At 31.0% G+C, this 21,282-nt stretch carries 18 protein-coding genes, 3 tRNA genes and 1 other RNA gene; 5 read left to right on the forward strand and 17 right to left on the reverse strand.

The genetic code is table 11. The annotated features are described in order from the left end of the window. Positions 1-148 precede the first annotated feature (148 nt). Positions 149-4,213: a right-handed parallel beta-helix repeat-containing protein gene (locus EDC42_RS01280; RefSeq protein ID WP_069575612.1), complete on the reverse strand. Its 4,065-nt coding sequence runs from the start codon at positions 4,211-4,213 to the stop codon at positions 149-151. 139 nt (positions 4,214-4,352) lie between these two features. Then, a complete protein-coding gene (locus EDC42_RS01285) occupies positions 4,353-9,146 on the reverse strand; it encodes a cobaltochelatase subunit CobN (RefSeq protein WP_233144915.1) in 4,794 nt (1,597 codons plus the stop codon). A 191-nt stretch (positions 9,147-9,337) separates the two neighbouring features. Here EDC42_RS01285 and EDC42_RS01290 point away from each other — a divergent pair, with 191 nt between their 5' ends. Next, positions 9,338-10,180, forward strand: a complete 843-nt coding sequence (locus EDC42_RS01290; RefSeq protein ID WP_069575611.1) for a DUF1002 domain-containing protein — start codon at positions 9,338-9,340, stop codon at positions 10,178-10,180. A 58-nt stretch (positions 10,181-10,238) separates the two neighbouring features. On the opposite strand, the gene EDC42_RS01295 is transcribed toward EDC42_RS01290, so the two are convergent. From EDC42_RS01295 to EDC42_RS01320, 6 genes are all read right to left on the reverse strand, one after another. Beyond that, positions 10,239-10,463 carry a hypothetical protein gene (locus tag EDC42_RS01295; protein ID WP_069575610.1) on the reverse strand — a complete coding sequence of 75 codons (225 nt, stop codon included), beginning with the start codon at positions 10,461-10,463 and terminating at the stop codon, positions 10,239-10,241. Between the two features lie 83 nt (positions 10,464-10,546). Further along, positions 10,547-10,870: a hypothetical protein gene (locus EDC42_RS01300; RefSeq protein WP_069575609.1), complete on the reverse strand. Its 324-nt coding sequence runs from the start codon at positions 10,868-10,870 to the stop codon at positions 10,547-10,549. A 96-nt stretch (positions 10,871-10,966) separates the two neighbouring features. After that, positions 10,967-11,247, reverse strand: an RNA gene (gene rnpB / locus EDC42_RS01305) — RNase P RNA component. Between the two features lie 29 nt (positions 11,248-11,276). Beyond that, positions 11,277-11,351: transfer RNA gene (locus EDC42_RS01310), tRNA-Met, on the reverse strand. A gap of 113 nt (positions 11,352-11,464) precedes the next feature. Then, entirely contained in the window at positions 11,465-11,995 is a 531-nt protein-coding gene (locus EDC42_RS01315; RefSeq protein WP_069575608.1) for a hypothetical protein, read from the reverse strand. An 8-nt stretch (positions 11,996-12,003) separates the two neighbouring features. Beyond that, on the reverse strand, positions 12,004-12,414 hold the full coding sequence (locus EDC42_RS01320) for a hypothetical protein (RefSeq protein ID WP_069575607.1): 411 nt from the start codon (positions 12,412-12,414) through the stop codon (positions 12,004-12,006). Positions 12,415-12,516: 102 nt separating this feature from the next. Between EDC42_RS01320 and map the strand changes: the two genes are divergently transcribed. Then, positions 12,517-13,434 carry a type II methionyl aminopeptidase gene (map, locus tag EDC42_RS01325; protein WP_069575606.1) on the forward strand — a complete coding sequence of 306 codons (918 nt, stop codon included), beginning with the start codon at positions 12,517-12,519 and terminating at the stop codon, positions 13,432-13,434. Positions 13,435-13,508: 74 nt separating this feature from the next. Here the strand turns inward: map and frhB are convergent, their stop codons facing one another. The 4 genes from frhB to frhA are packed head-to-tail and all read right to left on the reverse strand — an operon-like array spanning position 13,509 to position 17,014. Beyond that, entirely contained in the window at positions 13,509-14,360 is an 852-nt protein-coding gene (frhB, locus tag EDC42_RS01330; RefSeq protein WP_069575605.1) for a coenzyme F420 hydrogenase subunit beta, read from the reverse strand. A gap of 11 nt (positions 14,361-14,371) precedes the next feature. After that, complete coding sequence (frhG, locus tag EDC42_RS01335) at positions 14,372-15,214, reverse strand: coenzyme F420 hydrogenase subunit gamma (protein ID WP_069575604.1); 843 nt, start codon at positions 15,212-15,214, stop codon at positions 14,372-14,374. Then, a complete protein-coding gene (frhD, locus tag EDC42_RS01340; protein ID WP_069575603.1) occupies positions 15,214-15,783 on the reverse strand; it encodes a coenzyme F420-reducing hydrogenase, FrhD protein in 570 nt (189 codons plus the stop codon). The genes frhG and frhD overlap by 1 nt, the downstream gene beginning before the upstream one ends. A gap of 16 nt (positions 15,784-15,799) precedes the next feature. Then, positions 15,800-17,014: a coenzyme F420 hydrogenase subunit alpha gene (frhA, locus tag EDC42_RS01345; RefSeq protein WP_069575602.1), complete on the reverse strand. Its 1,215-nt coding sequence runs from the start codon at positions 17,012-17,014 to the stop codon at positions 15,800-15,802. 160 nt (positions 17,015-17,174) lie between these two features. On the opposite strand from frhA, the gene EDC42_RS01350 reads away from it, so the two are divergent. From EDC42_RS01350 to EDC42_RS01360, 3 genes are all read left to right on the forward strand, one after another. Next, positions 17,175-17,702 (forward strand): endoglucanase, encoded by a 528-nt coding sequence (locus EDC42_RS01350; protein ID WP_069575601.1) that lies wholly within the window; start codon positions 17,175-17,177, stop codon positions 17,700-17,702. 97 nt (positions 17,703-17,799) lie between these two features. Continuing rightward, positions 17,800-17,873, forward strand: a tRNA-Arg gene (locus EDC42_RS01355). A gap of 54 nt (positions 17,874-17,927) precedes the next feature. Further along, positions 17,928-18,001: transfer RNA gene (locus EDC42_RS01360), tRNA-Arg, on the forward strand. Positions 18,002-18,007: 6 nt separating this feature from the next. Here the strand turns inward: EDC42_RS01360 and EDC42_RS01365 are convergent. From EDC42_RS01365 to EDC42_RS01385, 5 genes are all read right to left on the reverse strand, one after another. Further along, complete coding sequence (locus EDC42_RS01365) at positions 18,008-19,186, reverse strand: TIGR00375 family protein (protein ID WP_069575600.1); 1,179 nt, start codon at positions 19,184-19,186, stop codon at positions 18,008-18,010. Between the two features lie 94 nt (positions 19,187-19,280). Continuing rightward, on the reverse strand, positions 19,281-20,057 hold the full coding sequence (locus tag EDC42_RS01370; RefSeq protein WP_083234905.1) for a proteasome assembly chaperone family protein: 777 nt from the start codon (positions 20,055-20,057) through the stop codon (positions 19,281-19,283). Continuing rightward, complete coding sequence (locus EDC42_RS01375) at positions 20,057-20,224, reverse strand: RNA-protein complex protein Nop10 (RefSeq protein WP_069575599.1); 168 nt, start codon at positions 20,222-20,224, stop codon at positions 20,057-20,059. Before EDC42_RS01375 ends, EDC42_RS01370 begins: the two co-directional genes overlap by 1 nt. A 6-nt stretch (positions 20,225-20,230) precedes the next feature. Further along, a complete protein-coding gene (locus EDC42_RS01380; protein WP_069575598.1) occupies positions 20,231-21,031 on the reverse strand; it encodes a translation initiation factor IF-2 subunit alpha in 801 nt (266 codons plus the stop codon). A gap of 63 nt (positions 21,032-21,094) precedes the next feature. After that, a complete protein-coding gene (locus EDC42_RS01385; protein WP_067044971.1) occupies positions 21,095-21,274 on the reverse strand; it encodes a 30S ribosomal protein S27e in 180 nt (59 codons plus the stop codon). Positions 21,275-21,282 lie beyond the last annotated feature (8 nt).

The following is a 21,282-nucleotide window of genomic DNA, read 5'->3' on the forward strand; positions in this document are numbered from 1 at the left end:
ACCTCATTTACTAATTATTAAATTAAAAAATAGTCTAAATTATTTGATAAAAATTTTAATTTATTGACTATAATAATGATTATTTAATAAATAATATTTAAAATTTGTTAAATTAAAATTGAAAAAAAAGAAAAAAAGAAGAATGCAATTATCTCCTAATAGTTATTGTATTTGATATTGTGCAACCACCATAAAATGATGTAATAGTATTTTTACCTATTTTTAAGTTTTTAATAGATAATATAGCAACACCATGACTGTTTGTTTTTGCACTATATTTTTTATTTTTAATCTTAAAAATAATTTTTTTGTATTTTAATATTTTACCATGCTTATTAACTAACTTAACCGAGAACTTAATTTTTTTAGATTTCTTTTTAACAATGTTTTTAGCTATTAAAATTGGCTTAAATTTAATTTTACTTGAAACTTTAGTAACCCCATATTGAGCAGTTACTTTATAAGAACCTGCTTTTAATTTAATGGATTTATATGCCTTACCATATTTATCAGTTTTAACCCTGTAGGTTTTTCCGTTAACTTTAATAGTTACAATTTTACCCCCAGCAACATATTTACCATCAATACCCTTAACACGAACCGTATATTTTATAGTATTACCATAATAAACAGCTTTAGTTTTATATTGATAAATTGAAGGTTTATAAGCCACAATCAAATTAGCTTTACCACTGTTTGACTTAAAATTGTCATTTTCAACAACATCTGCACGTAATTTATAATTACCAAGTGAAGGTACTTCAGCAACAAGAGTAGCTACACCATTTTTATCAGTTTTTACTTTACCTATGAAAACATCCCTTCCTTGAAGTCTATAAAATTTAACAGTAATTCCAGATACAGAATTTCCAAAAATATCTTCTACAACAACTACAAATTTTCCCTTAGATGTTGGAATTGCAGTTACATCATTATAATTAATATTAAGAAGACCTTTTTCAATAGTTAAATAAGAAATGAACTCTTTAGTTAAGTAATCCTTTTTAGATGCAATAGCTTTAATCGAATAACCCGCAGGAGTATAACTATCATCAAATTTATATCTTAATTTTGCTACACCATTTGAAGAAGTTGCATTACCAATTTCTTCCCCACAAATATAAAATTTAACCAATACCCCATCAACACCAACATTCAAAACAATATCTGCAGTACCCAAATAATTAATCGTTACTTCCGGAATTAATCCATTTAAAATATAGATGTAATTACCTTTAACAAAATTATTATTTGTGTTATTAATAGCTTTATCACCAATACCCATTTCAGAATTTAAATAATTGTAAAATAAATTATTTTTAATTGCTAATTTATCAATAACAATTGCATAACCTTTTTTAGAAGTTATATTATTGCCAGATATATTATTACTAGAAGAATTAAATTTAAGACAGATTCCAGCAACCCCAACACCTAATGAATCACACACATTATAAGTTATTTCCTCACCAGTAACATTATTCATTACAATATTATTAAGGATAATATTATTCTCAGCATTTGAAAGTGCAATAGCATATGCCTGCTTAGCTTTTATATCAAGATTATTCCCTTTAATAAAATTACCATTCGACCTAAAAACTTCAAGTCCATAAACAATATCTGAAGTTAATTTTAGATTATTATCTTTAATAATTGATTTTTGAGACCCTTCTAAATTAATACCATATGAAAAATTATTAGATTTAGCATTAACAGTATTTGAAATGAGAGTTGTGTTTTTTGATTCATGGCCAATAACTAAACCTTGAACAAAATAATCTCCTTCCAAAACAATATTATTGTTAATAAATTGATTATTAGATGCATCTTTTCCTTCAGGAGCATCATGCCCAGTATTAGAACCTAATACACCCATACCATAAATATAATTATCATTAGACTTTACATAAATATTATTATTTGAAAAGGTATTATTATGACTATTAAAATATAAATCTATACCAACAATAGAATTTGTAGATATATTATTATGATAATTATTTCCCCAACTTGAATTAAATGTATTAGATGTTTTATTAAGCTTAGAAGTTGCATTTACTTTATTTCCAGAAATATTGCAACCAGAAGAATAAGCCATCAAAATACCATAAGTCCTATAAACCTCATTTAAAACATGATTTCCAGTTATAGTATTCCCACTTGTACAAACAGTATCTCCACCAACACAAGTAGAACCATCTATACAATTAGAATTGCCATCAACACAATGACTATTTTCAAATACATGCTCAATACCAGTTCCAATGGTATGAATACTATTATTGATAAAATTACAATCATAGACACTTATAGCAAGTAATGTATAAGTTAAATAATTACCATTAGATGTAAGGTTATTATTCAAAACATCAATATCGCTTGATTCTACAACATAAATTGCATATGCTGCGTTTGGATCTGTTACTTCAATATTGCAATTAGAAATTATCGCTCCACCAGTATTATATACAAGGATTCCCCATGCATTTATTCTTTCAGAATCTTTATTTTTAATTGTTAAATTTTCAATCCAGACACCTTCAGATATCCTAAAAGTAGCATTATAAAAATTCGGATTTTTACCAGTAATTTTGACTGCAGAATTAATATATATTACACCCTTATTCTCAAAATTACCATCGAAATATAAAATATCTCCATTTTTAACAACTGAATTTAAAGTACCTCCCACATCAAAATAATCATCATAATTTTCAGGAGTAATACTATAAGTTGTTCCCTTAAAGATATAACGTGGTTTTGATGGATCATATGACCCTTCAGGAGTTGCAACAATACCTTTACCCTTAGGAATAGTATTATTTTCAATAACATAACTAGTATCTGCATTAACCTCAATTGCATCAATTGCATACTTATTTCCAGTAGAAATATAGTTATCAACAATAGTTATATTCCCTGGCATTTTTTTAACACTTTCTTTTTTAACTAAAACACCAACACCATTTCCACTTGTAATATTATTACCAACTACAACCAAATCAAAATATTCGCCTTTCCAAAAGACACCAGCACCAGATTCAGTAATTATACTATTGTTTTTGATAGAAATATTACTTCCACTTGCCTGAATACCATATCCTGATGACACAACATCAATAGTATTATTTTCAATAATTGCATTATCAATAGCATAAATCGCACCAGAACCTGGAAGTATTCTTGCATTTTCAATAGAATTGTTTATTATTATCGCATTTGCTGAACCAACAATTCCATACTCCCCTCCAACTTCAACAACAGGATGATTAAAATCCGCACCAGTAATATTAATAATCCTATTATTAAATATCTCATTAAATGCACCATTTGAAGTTGAAATGCCTCTGAATGCACCAATTATCCTATTGGAATAAATTTTATTGTATCCACCCATTATCTGAATACCATAACCCCATGAAGTTGGCAAAACATTATATTTTACAGTGTTGTTGTAAATTAAATTATAATTAGAAACACCACCATGCAAAGGACCCCCATCATAGTAAGACAAATATATCCCGTTTGCATCATCACATTCAATATGATTGTTTGCAATATAGTTATGATGAGCACCAGAAAGAAGTACAGGTGGTGTTGATCTAGTTCCTTGACCCCCATAATTCATACCATAATCACAGAAAAAATTATTTGATACATTATTGTAATTTGCATTATTGGCTATGCAAATTGCATAAGAGGACATTCCTGTATTGTTAATAAAACAATCTTTTACAATGCAGTTACTTGCACCATTTAAGAAAATTCCATAATTATAATCCTCAGTATTAGCAATATTCAAGCCAATAATGGAACTTCCTGTTGCACCATTATAAAATGTGAAAACACCGTTTTTCATTGGTTTTGATCCAGAATAAACAATATTTAAAGTTTTATTAAAATTAAAAGTTTTAGAACTAACTTCATTCCAATCTCCAGTAAAATTAAGTGTGTCCCCAGATTTAACCTTAGAAGAAATTAGATCACCATTATTATTAAAATAAATAGAATACTTTTCTACATTTATTTCATGTGTTGTAAATTCAGCTAGAACATCATCATTAGAAAGCAAAATACTTTCATCCGATGGATTACTCAGAATAGAACCATTATTATTTAAAGTATCCTCCATATTATCACTAGCACAAACAGTAGCCATTGATATAAAAATGAGGAATAATAATAATGAAATATTAAATTTTTTAACCATAATACACCTCACTAATATAAATTCAACTATATTTTAAAGTAAAATTAAATTAAACTTTAAAAATAATCTAATATATTACTCTATTTATAATTAAAGTATATTTAAAAATTTCTAAAAATAAAAAAAGTTGATGATTAAATTAATAATCATCGAAATCTTCATCTTTTTGATTTCTAACATATCCAACTAAGAAAATTACAATTAAAATAATAATAGCAATTATAACAAATATTGGCATGCTAGATTCAGCGCCACTAGTAGATTTAGAAGCGGATTGTTGGGACAACTCATATGCATCAGCACCTGAATCACCTGATGAATCACTAGAATCTTGAGATTGTGAAGCAGATTTTGCATCACCTGCTTGAGAGGAATCTCCTCCAAAAGATGTTTTATCCCCAGATTCTGAATCTGATTGTTTATCTTTAGTAGTTCCATTAACAATTCCTTGTGCATTATTATCATTATTAGCGGAATCTTTTTCCACCTCATACAAAGGATCAGTATTAGTAGCTTGTGCCAATATTTTTGCAAATTCTGCTTTTTGAGCAGGAGTTAATGAACTTACTTGAATGACCTTGTTATTAAAATCCAAGTTTTTACAAGTGTGGTGACAACATGCAACACCATATTTTAAAACTTGTCTCATATATTCATCAGCGAGTTTCTGAAGGGTTTCACTATCTGCATCCCAAGTACCTTGAGTTGCTAAGTAAATCATGTGCGCAATAGCAGATTGAATACCGTAAGAAGTACTTGCATCTCTAACACCACTAGCTAAGTCTAAAAGGGTATTGGACATTTGATTACCTAATTCCTTATTCAACTTATTACCACTAATAGTCAAAATACCGAATGTATTCTGCATTCTTGAAGCAATCCAGTTCATACCTGCAGCAGTTCCTTTAAGAGGTTTAAGATATTTTGGATTCAAAAGAGTGGTTCTGATTTCAAACTCCATCTCTTCCTCATAAGTTCTAGTAACATATTTATTCTTATCACGGATATCAACAAATGAAGTATCAGGTCTGCTTAAACCTGCTTTTTGCCTTAAAATTGAAGCAGCATTATATAATCCCCCAAACCAATCATAGTAATCATCAGAATCTAAAATTCTCCAAGTACTATCTAGGTTTTGTGTTATTAACTCTGTTTTTGTAAGGAGATATTTGTAAGTATCTTTTTGTTTAGTGATATTGATATTACCCTTCTCATCAATAGTCCATGAAAATGAAACAGTATCCAAATAAACATTCATACCTTCCACATTAACTGTGGAAATATTCCAATTAGCAGTATTTGGAATAAGAGTACTCATACCAGTACCCTCAAGAATATTGCCCGGAAGACCAAATAATCTATCAAGAGTAGGATATTCATTATAATGTTTTATAACATAATTATCATTTTCACTTTCACCAGCATTTGCCGCTAACCTAGTGGCAGTTACCATCCAAGTAATCCAATCTTTATTACTTGTAACTAAACTTGCATATACATCAATCCTAGGTCTGTTAACAACAGAACCATTGTGTAATTTAACTTTTAAGTCCTTTAAAGGAAGTAGTTCAACGCCAATTACTTTACCATTTTCTGCCCATTTCGGTTTACATCCTAAGAAGTATAAAAATTCTGCAACACCAATTCCTTCAGTTCTTGATATTTCTGTACCCCATAAGATTAATGCAGTCATTTCAGGCCATTTACCATGTTTTTCATAATAATCCGCAAGCAATAAATTCACTATATTGACTGCAGATTCATATGCTGCTTCAGATGGCATTCTAGTAGGATCGGATGCATATCCATCATATCCTGTTGGAATTGAATCACCATATGCAGGATCCGCAAATAAACCTGCTTTAACATATCCACCAGATAATGCAGTGAGAATTGCATTCCATTCATTGTTATTTTGGATATTTATAATTACATCTTGAGCATATTTCATTGATGAGAATAATGAACTATCTTTATTTACACCTAACTTATTAACCAAATCCAAAACAGAAGATCCGTTAACTAAGCCATCAACATAGTTTCTTAAGAATGCCTGAATAGTATGACGTTCATTAAGGTATTTTACATCTCCTTGAATATCTTTATAAAAATCTTTGCCTTTTAAATTAGGATATAAAAATTCCATTATTTGATTATAAATCTTAGTTTGAGAAGTTACGATTGTAACAACTTCTTCAGATAGTTCATTACCTGTTAAAACTTTACCCAAATTATGTAATCCATAAGTCATTAGGTCATCACCCATACTTTCAAGATAAAGGTGCAATTCCTCAAGCCAGTGATTAAAAGACTCACCTTTAGACATCTTTCTGAAACCTAAATTAGGAGCTAATTTAAGAATTTTTTCTTTATATATATTAGCATTAGAAGTAACATTGAGTTTAATCTGATTATTATAACTATTAATATAATTATTTAAAATCGAATAATTACCATATAACTCAGATGATACTATAGCAGGAGTCATGTGAGTAATAAGCATTGCTAAACCTCTATCCCTTGCAACCATAGCTTCACCAGGATTAGATACAATATATGGATATATTGTTGGAATTCTTGTTAATTCATAGGACCAATCTCCAGAACCAACACCGATATTTTTACCAGGTAACCATTCTAATGTTCCGTGTGTTCCCATACTAACAATTGCATTAGCCTTTGTTACTTTATCCATCCACTCATAAAATGCAACATATTGCTGATGAGGAGGTAATTTCAAATCATGGTAATTTTGAATAACTTCACCAATATCTGCTTCTTCCCAACCTCTGCTTGGTTGATAAGTAATAAAAATATTGCCAAACCAAACACCAGGAATAACCAAATACTGTTTACCATCACTAGCTGTATAAACCATTGATTTACCTAAACCAGCACCCCATTGAGTAACCATTTCCTCATATAACTCATCTGGAAGATCTGAAGTTAAATCAATGAACTCATCCATTGAGATTAATTGGTTATGTTTAACTAATTCATCCCAATTCTTTTCAACATATTTTTTTAACAAACCCCCAGCCCAGGATCCTTTGTTACCACTATCAATTAATAAATTAGTGAATTCTGTAATATTCATCATTTTCCTAATATCCCCAATAGCATAACCATTTTCATACAATTTAATAAGTAAATCATAAGTACTTTGCATTACATCCAAATAAGATGCGCCAATTTCGGCTTTACCAGGAGGATAATTATAAAGAACAATAGCTATTGTTTTTTCAGAGTTATTTAAATCTTTCAAATCAGCCCACCTACTACTGAGCTGAACCATCTTATCAACACCTGATTGAATTACATGAACCTTATCCTCATCTAGATACGATAAAATAACAGGACTAAACACCCCTTCAAAACTCGGATAAGTCACAGAGTAAGTCCACTCAACTTGAGGTCCAAGTTCACTTTCATAACTGTATTTTGAAATTTCATTTACACCTTTAAGGATTTCAACATCAATATCAGATAAATCTTTTTCAGCAGAACCATTAGCATAACTTAAAGACCAACTATATAATGAAGTAATAGAAGAAATTCCTATTTTTGAGACATTATTAATTTTATTTAATATTGAAGACATTGAAGGATCTGTAGAAAATTTAAAAACATTGAATGCAGGCCTTCCAATTTCTTCATAACCTCTAATTAAAGAATCAACAACTTCCCCACCACAATAGTAAGAAACAATAGCTATGAATTTCTTATTAGGATTAAATCTATCAATAAATTGATTTTCAAACTGTTCAAATAAAGTAGTAGGATCCAATAGATCTACAAACCACTTTGGATAATCCTGTATCATCCAATTTAAACTACCAATTCCATCAACACCATATCCAGGATTAGTTTTAATCCAATTATTTATTAAACTACCTTCAGGATATATGGTGAAAATACCTAAATCTGGATGATAAAATCCACATTCTGGACCCATTTGAGGAGCATTAGAATCATTAAGTGTGGGATTTTCATATTTTGACGGATTAATTAAATAATACACATATTTCAAATAGTTTTCCATATTATGATACAAAACATCTGATAAGTTAATGTCTTTGGCTTGGAAATAAGAACCAATATAAGTGTTTTCAATAGTATTGAAAGTATTATTCTTCGAGTTTGCACCAACAATGTGTAAACCAGTAGCGTTTAAAATTGAATTACTATAAACACCGAATGTATATGCAACATTATAATTTGCATTAGCTGGAGAGATAGCAAGCAATTTTTTTAATTTTTCAGCAGTGAATATGGCATATGCTCCTTCGGAAAACATATCAATATGAATGAAACGTGCATACCCAACTAACCATTCACGAGACACATCATAATCTTGCCCAGTGCTAATGAAAGCCACTCTCTTAGACATATTCATTAAAACATTTAACTTTTCATTATGGGATTTATAATCTACAAATAATAGAATATCAGGAATAAAGTCAAATGATCCTTTTAAAGTTCCGGATTTTTTAGTAAAATCCAATACTTTAGATTTTTTTGGTTCATAATCTGCATAACTAACTTCAACATAATATTTGGTTGATTTTAAATTTTTAATTAAAACTGAACCTTTTGAATCTGTCTTATGTGTTGAAATTAATTTATCATTAGCACCATATAATTTAACTGTTGCATTAGCTAAATTATAACCATCCTCATCCCATGTATTAGCCGTTTCATTATAATGATGTTTAACATTAATCTGAATATTATTATTAGTCGCAGCCAATAGAGGTTCATCTACTTGAAAACTCTGTATTTGTTGAATACCAACATCATCTTCAACAGTGGATAAAACATCAGTTACTGTAGTGTTATTCTGTGCAAAAACGCAGTTTAATGAAAACAATATAAACATAACTGCAAATAATGTAAATAACAACTTATTATCTAATCTTTTCGTTATTTTCACCCCCTTTACATCAATATACATAGCAATATAAAATAATCAACTATGAAATTAAATTTAATTTGAAAATATATAAATTTTATTAAAATTAAAAGAATCTTACAATTTTTCATATACATATTAACACAAATAAGATACATTTAAATAATATAATCCAACTAATTAAATGTACTAATATAAAAGAGGTGACATTAATGCATAAAAATAGCATCATCATAATTATTTTATCAATAACAATTATAGGAATGCTTATTCCAGCGGGTTTTTCAGCAAATGATTACCAAATTGTTATAACATACGGTGAAACTACAAAAAACAATGCTGAATATAAGAACACTGTTGATTCATTCTTTGAAAATCAAGCACATATGGATTTAAAAGGAGTAAATTCCAAAATAATCACTGCCAATGAAGTGAATAAAATTTCAAGTACAATAACTGGAAAAAGTTATAATTCAAATCAGATTTTCTCATCAGCACTAGTTGATTTAGGAGATAATGATAACCTTAAAGTTAGCGTAGACAAATCAAAAATTACCACAATAACTGGAGATATGTATCTCTCCGCATTAAAATCAGCAGGAATTACAAATGGCCATGTATATATAACAAGTCCCGTTACTGCGACTGGTGAATCTGCTTTAGCGGGAATTATGAATTCATATGAAGTAGCTACTGATGTTGAAATTCCCGCACCGGTTAAAGAAGCTGCAAACAAAGAGATTTATACACAAGCGGAAATTGTAAAAGAGTCAAATGTTAGTGCCGATGACTTATCAAACTTGGTTGATGATGTAAAAGAAACCGTTAAAGAAGAAAACATTACAGATTACCAGACAATAGTAAATATAATCAATAACACTACCATTAATTACAATATCAATTTAACATACAATGATATTGAAAACCTTGCTGAAAGTATTGAACAAATACAAAATGTTCAGGGAGATATTAACAGTTACCAGACAGAAGTAAATGATGTGCTAAATACTACCGATACATCAAATACTGGATTTTTAGACGGGCTATTCAACTAATAGTCCAATTTACTTTTTAAAAAATAATAATAAATTGATAAATCATTCATCAATTTTTTTAATAAACCAATAGTAATATTTTTCCCATAATCCACATAAACGGAGGCATGGAAAATACTGATCCATCAACATCCTTTCCAATTATTTTACTTAAATATTCTAAGTTTTCTTCCTCGGTGTATACACCTGAATTTAATTCCCGACAAAGATTCATTGTTTCTTTAATAATTGATAAAATATCATCATATTCAGGATCATCAGTTGAAATTAATTCACCAGCCAATTCTCTTTCAAAAAATATTTTTCATAATAATCACAATTAAAAAGTATATTACCAAACCTATACCAATGTTGCACAATACAACATTATATTATTTTCCGCAATTCCCCTAAATTTAACTCAATGAACTGTTTATACTTAGGATTAGCCAATATCTGATATTGTTTTTTATTTGTCCTCATATATGCATTATACATTAAATCTTGCAATTCTGAAACATCACTATCAAGGATAATATTTAATTTGATTCTTTGTTCAACAGTTAAATCATTTATATGGGACTGAATTGCTGATTCAAACTTATCAACTAAATTGGAATTCTTTTTGGCCATTTTTTCCAATACAAAAGAAGGCACTAGAGTAAATAAATGATTATACTCAACAACATCATCATACGTAATATGTTCCATCACAATCACCTTATATTCAATATCAGCATATAAGTATAAATAAATTATTAAATATTTTGAAAAATAGCAATATAATATTATAATTAATTAATCATGGCCTGTTAAGAGTAACCCACCTTCTGTTTTACAGCATTCATCTTAGCGTGCTACCTTGCCTACTCAAGAGATTATCGGCAACTTTGCTCTTGCATCCTATGGAATGGCCGTTTCACCTGTTCTTTTAATGTCCTCAATTAAATATCATAGTCCACCATTAAAAGACGTATCGTTTCTGCTCCAGTGTCATGCTTCTCAGCATACGTTTTTCAACGCCATAGTCTTGTATGATGGGCGGAGTTTCCTTAGTTAATAAAAACCAGCAGCTGTCTTTAACTTGCCATGAAAAAATAATCAATTATAATAATAGTAGCAGGGCCTAGATTTGAACTAGGGATCTCGGGGTTATGAGCCCCGCGGGATCACCAGACTACCCCACCCTGCTATATGAATAAAAACAGTATATGTTTATACTATATCATATAGCAAACATACTATATAAATCTTTCGTAAAAATAGATAAAAATCGAAGAAAATAAAATATTTTAAAAAAATAAATTATTTATTTTCTAAAGATTCTATTCTTTTATCCAAATCATCCAATCTTTCCCCAGTGATTTTTTGGAATTCTTCAGATGATTGTTTAAACTCATTGAAATTTTTTTCTAAAGTATCTACATTATTAGTAGTTTCATCAAATTTAGCTTGAAGATTATCCAAATCGTTTGTAGTGGCTAAAGACCAGTCTTTAATTAATTGATCACTTTTTTGATCTAAAAATGCATCAAGTTTATGGGAAAATGCGCTAGTGTTAATAGTAGAACCATCAATATCACTTAATTTAACTTTTATTCTTTTACCCATTGATTCAGATTCCTCTTTATCACCTAAAACATCTTCTTTAGATAAATCATAACTTGAATCAACATTATTTTTACCTAAAACTTCGTCCATGTGCGCATCTGCACTTTCAGGTACAATGTTTTTTAATTTATCCATAGAAGATGGACTATTTAGCAAATAATAATAAACTAAAATAAAAATAGCAACAACTAAAATTAAGATTGCAACTGCTTCAATAGCATCCATATTAACACCTATTTATTCATTTTACTAAGTTTTTTCTCTTTTGCTTCAATTTCTTTAAGCATTTTTTCTAACTTTCTTTGTTCGGTTTCAGCTTCGAGTCTGGCTAATCTTTCATTAATCTCAGAGTGAAGATAACCAACATTACTTCTCACTTCAGTTGTAGATTGCCTAATAGCTGAAAGACTGTCCTGTTGCTCTTGAGGTAATGGAATTGGATTGTCCATTAACCTTTTAGATTCAATGTCTTTTTCCACCATAGACATTTTTTTAAGTTCAATTTCTTTTTCAAGAATTAAAATTGAATTTTTTGATTGTGCAACTTTTTTCCATTGAAAAACAATAACTATCAATACAATAGCAACAATTACCAGAATTATCAAATAAAAAATTTGATCAGGTATTGTAGGAATAGCTTCCATTTTTTAACCTCCAGTTATATTTATAGAGTAAACTAATATAAATATAAATATAAAATTTATTTATTAAATAATTAATTATTATATTAAAGAAGGTAATAATATATGATGGAATCTTATATAAAAGCTGGAAAAATTGTTTCAAAAATACGTAGTGAAGCTTCAAAAATGATTGTAGATGGAGCATTAGTTATAGACCTTGTAAACTACGTGGAAAGTGAAATATTAAAAACTGGTGCTGAAATTGCATTCCCATGTAATGTATCAATAAATGAAATTGCAGCTCATTATACTTCCCCTATTAGAGATGAAACTGCATTTAAAGCAGGTGACATGGTGAAATTAGATTTAGGTGCAATGGTAGATGGATGTATTGCAGATTCAGCAGTTACAATCATAGCTAATGGGAATATTGATGAAAATTACAGTCAAGATGAAATTAATCTACATGAGGAAATCCAAGAAGCATCTGCAGCAGGTCTTGAAGCTGCAATCGCTACAGCAAGAGCAGGAATTGAAGTTTCGAAAATAGGTGCTGCAGTCCATGAAGCAATTGCGGAATACCATTTAAATCCGATATTCAATTTAACTGGACATAGCTTAGAACAGTACAATTTACATGCAGGCATTTCCATTCCAAATTATGACAACCACGACAATTATATTTTAGAGGAAGGTCAAGCCATTGCAATTGAACCTTTTGCAACCAATGGAGAAGGTATTGTAAATGATGCGCCAGGGCATTATATATTTTCATACATGGCAAATAAACCATTCAGAATGAAAAGCACTCAAAAAGTTTTAAAATATATTCAACACAACCACAGAGATGTTCCATTTTCTGGAAGATGGATAACCAATGAATTTGGAGAAAGAAAAGGATCAATCGCTTTAAAGCAACTATCAGAATCCATGGCAATTTATCCATATGCCCCTCTTCGTGAAAAAGAGAATTGTTTTGTAAGTCAAAAAGAGCATACAGTAATTATTGAAAAAGAAGGTTGTACTGTTACAACTATATAGAAGAAATTTATTTCTTCAACTTATTTTTTATTATAAATGATTTCCATTAAAAAAAAGAAAAAAAAGAAAGAAGATTAATATATAGTAGGAACTCTAACTCCCATTTTTGCTCTTCTTTCAAATTCTGCACCGTTTTTGTCTTTTTTACCTTTAGCTAATTTTTCAAGTAAAGGAAGACCGAATTTTCCATCGTCAACAGGTTTTGTTTCAATTAAACCAGCAGAAACTGCTTCTTTAAATATACTATTACCATCATCGGTTCTAGTTAAAACGGTAGACCATCCATCTGGAGATCCTACAGAACCAGTAGATATGTCAGCCCATTCAGCAACATAATCAGTACAAATGTTACATCCTGATTGTTCATAACCATGAGTTTCTTTAAGTTTTAAACCAGAATCTTCTCCATCTTTTGTTAACCAGAATTTTCCTTTACCAATGTCCATTTTAGTAGCATCAGTTAACTTATCAAATCCTAATTTTGCAGTAGCAAAAGTGTCAAGAGAAGCCATAGGGAAGTTTTCCATACAATAAATACCAATGATTAAATTAATTTTATTAACGACAAATCTTGTGAATGGATAAGCTTGTGCTTTTCTTAACCCTTGGATTTGACATGGTGTTGCTACAACTCCAATTTTTTCAAGACCGTATTGACGAGTTGCTTCTTTTAATACAGCTAAAGTAGGAGACATTGAATATTTAGTTCCAGCATTTGCAATTACTTCATCAGATGAAGTTACAACAGTAGGAACAGGTCTCCAATCATCATCAGGAGTTCCAGCTACAACAGCACCTTCAATTTTTCCTTCATCAAGTGCATAACAAAGCAATGCAGATACAATTCCTCCATCTTGTGATACATCTAGGATTTTTTTCTCAGTAGCTCTTGCTGAGATTGCTTCTTTATAATTACCTAATGGCATATTTATTCCCCCTAAAGTCCTGTTTCCTTTTTAATTCTTCCTTCAGGCAACCATGACCTTGGACACATCATATAACAAGATCCACATTTAATACATCTGTCTTTATCACAGCTAGGTCTACCTTCTGAGAAGCCCATTGCTCTAGTTGGACAAGCAAGAGCACAAGTTCCACAACCAGTACATAATCCTTGGCGAACTACATTGGTTAATACGTCACAACCACATCCTTTATCACATGCAGCCCAATCCATTGCAGGTTTTAAATAGTCTAAGTCGCCTTCACATAATGCAACTATAGTTTTTGCAATCATTTCAGGTGCAACAGGACAACCAGGAAGTGCTACATCCACTTTAACTAAAGAACCAATTGGTAAGAAAGATTCATGGCTAGGTTGAGCTTGTTGTCCTCCACGTGAATAAGTAGTGAAACAACCAGTAATAGCACAAGACCCGAATGCTGCAATTAAACCAGCTTTTTTCCTTGCTTCTAAAAGTTCATGTACACTATGTTCATCTTGTAAACATACAGAACCTTCAATTAAACATAAGTCCATTTCAGGCATTTCTTCAGCATAAGTTCCGTGAATCCATTTATCAACTAAAGTTTGTCCATATACAATATCAACCATATCAGTCAAAACAGTGGATAAGATATCATAATTTTCGGTTAAAGACATTGCATCTCCAGTACAACCACTTAAGTGTATGTAACCAATACGTGGTTTTGATGAAGCTGCTTTAGGTTCTTCTGCAGGTGCTTTTGTTTCTACAGGAGCAACCTCTTCAACTTTTTCATCTACTTTTGGAGCAGGTTCAGCTGAACCGCCAAAAGCTTTTTTTAATTTATCAAACATTATTTTACCCCGATTTCTTTTAAAATAATATCAATAGCTTCAGGAATTGCCTTTTCTACAGATTCAGACAAACCCACATCGATGTCAGGTATTGGGATAGAAGCAGGTTTACAACCAACAATTACAACTTCACATTTTTCAGAAATCTTTTGAAGTGGCTCTTCAACAGTCATACCATGAGGATTATCATATTTTCCTACTTGCATAGCATTAGGATCAAATATGCCCACAGTTCCAGGTTCGGCATTTGATTCAACTACATCAATAACAATCAATTTTTTCCAGTCATACTCTTTGTATAACGGAAAGAAGTTCATTGGTGCTGCAGTTCCTCCATCAATAAACTGCACACTATCTGGTAAAGTTACACCTTCAAATTTTTCTTTGATTTGATTTAAAACATTCTTATCAAATTCATCTTCAACATACGAAGTAACCGCCGGATCATAATAATCATTTTTATCATTAAAATATTTTTGTAAAAGATTAATAACTATTGGACCGTAGCCATCATCTTTAAATAATATATTTCCACATCCAATAACGATTATATCCGAATCATAAGGCATTATTTATCCTCCACAATTATATTCTCACCATTTCATTCTTGAGAATGGATTTATCTTCATCGTCAACAACCATTACGTGAGTAGCACATGATAAACAAGGATCATATGCTCTGATAACATGTGGTCCATACTCGTGATGGAATCCTTCAGTAGCTGGTCCCATTGTAGGAATGTTCCAAGTAGTTGGTACAATAGCAGAGTAGAATTTAGTTTTTCCTTCGACAACCTTAGCCATATGTACATTGGTTCCCCTAGGACCTTCAATTACACCAAAACCAAGTTCTCCAGTTCCTCTTTTATCATAACTTACTTTTGCAGGAGCAGCAGGATCAATTGCATCCAAAGCTTCCATACATGCATCGTAGTTTTTTAACATTTCATCTGCACGAGCCACATGTTGTGCATTTACACCTTTACCTTTAAATCCAGCAAATTTTTCCATTCTTGCTCTAGGACCAGTTTCAACATTTTCACCATTAATTAATGGAATTACAGAACAAGCCTTTTTACCAATTTCAGGGTCATCATACCAAGCTTCAGGTAAAACTTCTGAGAAAACGTCCATATCGAAATCGTTGGTTCCATAAGTTGCATCAGTTGCCATTAATGGTCTGTTTATTACACCTAAATCATCAGGTAAACCTTTTTCAACAACACAGTTTTTGATTAGTTCAATGTGTTCTTCGAGTTTTGGTCTGAGTGCAGTCATTCTTTCGATTAATCTTTCTTTAGTGAATGGAGTAATGTTTCTAGCCATTCCACCAACTCTTACATCAGATGGGTGGATACCTTCACCAGCAATCATGTCTACAACATATTGTACTGTTTTTCTTACTTCACTTACACTGTCAACAGCTGTAGCGAATAAATTTTCAGGTACAAAATCAGTTGCAATTAAAAACTGGTGAATAGCTGCACTGTTAATGTTGTGTGCTGCTAAAGTAGCTTTTCTTAACAATTTAGCATTTTTAGGAATTTCGATTCCTAAAGCCATATCCATTGCTTCTGCAGAAGCCAAAGTATGTGGAATTGGACAAACACCACAAATTCTTTGACATAAAACAACAGCAGATTCAGGAGCTTTGTCAAGAACCATCTTTTCTAAACCCCTAACCGGAGTTATACTTAAATACATACCTTTTGTAACTATCCCCTCATCATCAACTTCCATGACTAATTCGGCATGGCCTTCTTGACGAGTTGTAGGAGATATAACTACTCTATCTTTCAAATATGTCACCTCAATTATAGAAATTAGAAACTAACGATACATATATATATTAACAAATATTAATAAGTAATACTAAAAAAATTATATAGAAATATATATAAGACATAAATGACCAAGTTATATTATTATATCTAATATTCAATTCAAAGGAGGGGAAAAATTGGATAAAGCAAACATAATTATTTCAATCATTATCGTTTTATGTGTTGCAGCAGCAGTTGCGGCATATGGTATTACAAATAGCGATAATCCAATCTTTTCTGACTTATCCAGTATGTCAGCAAATGATAATGATGCTGGAAATGGAATAGGAAATAATACAGTTACAGGAAATGGAAGTGGAAATACAATAGCAACCACATCCGGTTCAGGAAGTGGATCCAGCAGTAGTTCAAGCTCCGGAAGCGGATCAGGTTCAGGATCTGGAAGTGGATCCAGCAGTAGTTCAAGCTCCGGAAGCGGATCAGGTTCGGGATCTGGAGGAGGATCCAATAGTAACTCAAGAACACATTTATCATATTCAGAAGCAAAAAGTATTGCAAATGATGCTATTGAAGAAGCTGGATGTTATGCAGGAAGTGGATCATATTCTGGAGGATACTGGTACTTTACTGTATATGATGCAAATGGTAATAATGTAGACACCATAAGTGTTAATGACAACACTGGTGCTACCGGAAGAGGATAATTTTTAAAATTAATCCTTTTTTATTTTTTTATTAAATATGCAAAAAATGGATAACTATATATAATAAAAATAACAAAATTATTATTGTTGTATGTGAGGGCCCGTAGCCTAGCTGGATAGGGCGTCGGACTTCTAATCCGAAGACCCCGGGTTCAAATCCCGGCGGGTCCGCTCTTTATACACTCTTTTTTTAAAATAATTTTTTAAAGTTAATTTATAAATTTTGGGCTTGTAGCCTAGTCTGGAAGGGCGTAAGACTCCTAATCTTAAGATCGAGGGTTCAAATCCCTCCAAGTCCGTGATTTTTAAAAATTATCTAAAGTAACAATTTTATCTTGTTTTTTTATTTTATCAAAAGAAATCTGACCATATTTACCCCCACCACCAGGAATAACATTTATTTCACCATTTCTAAATGCATTAATAGCTGGAGCAATATTTAAATCAATTTTTTCTATATCATCCAAGCTGACATTAATTAAAACATCAATTTCTGTGCCAAAATTATCAATCAGCTTCTGCCATTTACCTTGAACTGTTTTTGTAGTGACGCCTTTCTCATAAACAGAAGAGATTATTTCTGCCAAAGGCATCAAATGAACATATTTTGGTCTGAACGCCGGGTGTTTAGGTTTATCATAGTCAGCAATTTCAGAAATTCTAAAGTCAACTCCTTTTTTAATGGTTCCGCCACAGCTACATTTCATTTTATTTTCATGAGCAATCATAGGATCAATCAAATTATAACATTTAGTACATGCAGTCATGTGATATTTTCCTAAGTTCGGCACCAAACCATAATTAGCTTTAATCTTGTTATGTTTAAATGCATTTTTTATTGAAGAAAAAGAAATATCTTTAAGCTCTATTTGATTAAATTCCCTGCCCAATCTATGAGGCCATGGAGAATGTGCATCCGAATTAGTGAGAAAAGGAAAATCTTTAAGTTCTGAAATTCTATCCGCCATGAACGTATCGGCAGATAAACCTAATTCTACAAAATCCACTCTTTTTTCATAACAATCATAAATACTATCATACGATTTATACATTCCAGTCCACGGAGTAAATGCATGGGCAGGACCAATCAAACAATCATAATCCCGAACCAACTCTAACAGTTCAATTCCAGATAAATTGGTTTTTGGTCTACCATCGATTTTTTTATTTTTAGATGGAAGCTTATATGACAGTTCACGAGCAATATCAATATTTGGAATAATAATTAAATGATGAATTCTATTTCTTCCTTCAACTTCTGTTGTTAAAACAAAATTCATATCATCACTATTATAAATTCCATCCCCACAATATACTGTACTTTCCTCAATCATATCTAACCAATTAGGATGAAACGCATCACCAGTTCCTAAAAGATTTAAACCTTTTAACTTAGATTTAGCAGCCATGTTCTTTATTAACATGTCTTTTGATGATGCCATTGAAAAACAACTATGAACATGAAAATCAGCATTTACTAACATGGTTAAATGTTTGAAATTAAATTATATTTATTTTTCTAAAACTTAAGTTTAGAAATATGGGTAAAATAAAAAAAGTAAATGAATATATTGAAGTTTATCCAATATATCTTAAATCATCGGCATTTCCAGTATTAGCCTTATTAATCAAATCTTGTTCCATTTGTTGAGCTTTAGCAATCATTTGTCTGGTTTCTTCAGCTCTTTCATCTAATTTATCAGTATTGATTTCAAAATTAAGTAATAATGATAATTTTTTCAAAATAGCTTCAGCAGATTCGGCATCAATGAAATATCCTGGAGTTTCACCCATAAGACAAGCCCCCTGAATTCCCTGACGAATTCCTAAACCTAAAAATAAACCAGAAGCGCCAACAATACCCCCATCATTAGATCTGATTTCAATTCCGGCTTCTTTTAATAATTCAATAGTAGCTTCATCACTAGCCGCACCATAAACTTTAGGATTTTCAACAGGCTGAGGTATAGCCATTCCACCCATAGTGAACATTCTAGTTATTCCATAACCTTTAACAAAATCTAAAATATCTTTACAGACCAAATATTGTCCTTCAGGAGATAAAGCTTGAGTGTTACCAACAAGAACGATTAAATCCAAATTGTCTTCACCAACATCTTTTAAATAATATAACTCATTAAGCATATTACCTATAATCCCATCCTCTTTAATAAGAACTTGAGGTGGAAAAGCTGGGGAATAAATTTCAGCAAATTTGGTTGCATTCAATTCATCAATCATATGATCTGCAGCCAATTTACCAACATGTCCAAGACCCGGCAATGCTTCAATGAAAATAGGATTTTCAAGTTCGATTTCTTTTAAAATATTTATTTCAGCAGTGTTCACGGACATTACTCCTTCATTGATTCTTTTTTCAAAATACGACGATATTTTCCATATTTATCCTCAACAGAAAATTTAGGAGGATAAATAACTTTAAGTTTCCCGCCGCATTTAGGGCAGGAATCTTTTAAAGTATAAATTCCACATTCAGGACATTTATTCATTTTCATGTTCATAAGAATCTAATTATTATCTAACTCTCTTAGAAAAGAACCGTTACCTTCAGATTCTTCAATAACTGCAATACATCTATCAGCTGCGGCTTTAAGAGCTTTTTCAGCCAATATGTAATCAGTAGATTTTACAGTAATCCTGTATCTTGGTGCACCAACACATTGGACTTTAATTTCTTCCTCTTCATCACCATTATCTTCAGCAGCTTTAAGTGCATCAATGATAATTTCAACACCATTAGGTACGAAAGTTTCAATATCGACATAACCACTAATGTGAACTTCAGGAGGAGTGATATTTCTCTGCGCTACTTCAGTAATAGCATCAGCCCAATCTTGCGGAATTCCTTCTTCAGTAAGTGAACCCGCACCTTCTTCAGAAGCAGTTTCAAAAGCACCATAAACATCTCCAAAGATATCCATGAGTTCATAACCTACTTCATCATAAGCATCATCCAAACTTTTATCCAATGATTTTGCAGATAATTCTAAGAATTTTTCAGCTTTTTGCTCTATTTTCCAATGTTGGATTTTTTTAGTTCTTTGGTCTTCACGAATTCTTTTTAAAGAAGCATCAACATGCCCCTTTTTAGGATTGACTCTGAGAACACGACAAACAATTTTTTGATTTTCCCTTACATGATCTCTGATGTTTTTAACCCAACCAGAAGACACTTCAGAAATATGAATAAAAGCTTCTTTGCCCTGATATTCTTCTAATTTAGCAAAAGCCCCATAATTAAGAACTTTATAAACAGTACCAACAATAAGTTCCCCTTCATCAGGCCATTCTTGACTTTTTCTTACCATATTCTCACCAACATTAATAAATAATTATAAAAAATAGTAAAAAATAAGTTTAAACTAGAGCACCTAGTTTAAAACTTTTTCAATATGTGCAGTGATTTTAGCTTTAGCACCGCGAGATTTGACAAGAGTTTTACCACAAATAATACATTTAACATCAGATGCTGCACGATCAAATATTACTTGTTCATTGTCACAATCCAAACATTTAACTTTTAAAAAGTTTCCTCTACCTTTACTAACCATGTTAATCA

This window comes from Methanobrevibacter gottschalkii DSM 11977, from assembly GCF_003814835.1.
Classification (GTDB): Archaea; Methanobacteriota; Methanobacteria; order Methanobacteriales; family Methanobacteriaceae; genus Methanocatella; species Methanocatella gottschalkii.